This window comes from Protofrankia sp. Cr1, from assembly GCF_963555865.1.
Lineage (GTDB): Bacteria > Actinomycetota > Actinomycetes > Frankiales > Frankiaceae > Protofrankia.
This window is the reverse complement of record NZ_CAUVXO010000086.1, coordinates 14,547-15,962: the sequence shown is the minus strand read 5'-3', so window position 1 is coordinate 15,962 and position 1,416 is coordinate 14,547. Positions and strand designations below refer to the sequence as shown.

Sequence of the window (1,416 nt, the reverse complement as noted above, 5' to 3'; positions counted from 1 at the left end):
TCTGTGCTGTCCGACCGCGGGTGCGGCGACGGTACGCTACCGCTGGGACAAGATAAAGGTCGCGTCCCTTGACCCCGTTCCGCCCGCCAGCTGGTCGGCTCCCGTAAGCCGCCGAGCGGTGAACAGCACGGGATAACGAGTCACGGGCTAGCGATACGGGATCCAGGAAAGCTCGGCTCTCCTCCGCTCTACCACGGCGATCTGCGTCGTGTGCTGGCAGCAACGTGGGCATGACGCGCTCCTCCTCAGCGCACCCATATCGTGACCTACCGGACCTGCTCCCGGCTTGAGGCATTCAGCGCTGTCCCCCCTCTTCACAGAAACGGGCGTCGAACCGGGCGAACCGTCCAACACCTGGCCACGCGGTACTTGTTCGGCCCGGTCGATCAGCTCAGCTCACAGGAGCTCCACCTCGTCGTGGAGTGTCCCTGCGGAGAGGTCGGATCCCGTCGTCGACAAGCCATTTCGCCGTGACGGTGATCGCCTCGTCCTCGCGTTCTCGGGTGTCAAAACCGTGATCCGAACCCGGGACGGTGTGGAAGTCGGTGTCGGGTCTGGCGTCAGCCGCCTGCTGTGCAATCTCGTACGAGACCGCCGTGTCCCGGTCGCCGTGCACCACGAGGGTCGGGACAGCACTCGCCATCAGGAAGTCCAGCGGCCGGTAGTGATGAAACTCCTCGAACATCACCCTGCCGACCTCGAACTCCCCGTCGAGCACCAGGAACCCCTGAACGGACAACAGCTTCTGTTGATCCGGGCTGAAGTTCTCCCTTCCCCACGGCAGTTCCGGTCTCAGGAACGTCCGCCACAGATCGAGTACCGGGTTCCACAGGACAAGGCTGTTGATGCGGTCGGTCAACCAGGGCAGCGAGATGGACGCCGACACCGCCCCGAAGCTCGACGCCACGATCGACAGACGACCGGAAGACCGCGCCTCCACGTACTCGACCGCAGCCTGAAGATCGAGCAACTCACCGGCGATCGTCGCGCCACGCTGGGTCCCCCCGCTACCCCCATGACCACGGAAGGAGAACCGGAGAACATGGAAGCCGGCGCTCGCGAGACGATCGGCGAGTCGTACGAACATCCCACCCTCGGTCATGTTCGCATTGATTCCATGCATCTGGATGACCACTCCCCGGCTTTCCCCGCCGGTGGCTGGATGCACCGCGGCCTCCAGCCGCACTCCGTCGATGGACGTCAGCTCCACCCGCTGCATCTCCCGCTGCTCCCGTTCCCGGCCTCTGGCGACAGCCAGTGCTCCTCACGTGACCAGCATGGACGCACCGTCCCGCCGATGATCCGCTGAGGGCTCCTGGCCCCACGGTCAGCTCGGCTCCGTCGCCTGCTCACGAGCAGGTTGAGCGGTGTTCAGCGCCCTACTTGGCAGGTCCGGTGGGAGCGAGGCGGGGGGAT

1 protein-coding gene is annotated in these 1,416 nt (G+C 65.3%); it reads right to left on the bottom strand.

Annotated elements, in window-relative coordinates; genetic code table 11:
- Window positions 1–391 precede the first annotated feature (391 nt).
- Window positions 392–1,219, bottom strand: coding sequence for an alpha/beta hydrolase (locus U9980_RS09970; RefSeq protein ID WP_322767666.1), 828 nt, complete (start codon window positions 1,217–1,219; stop codon window positions 392–394).
- Window positions 1,220–1,416: the final 197 nt, after the last annotated feature.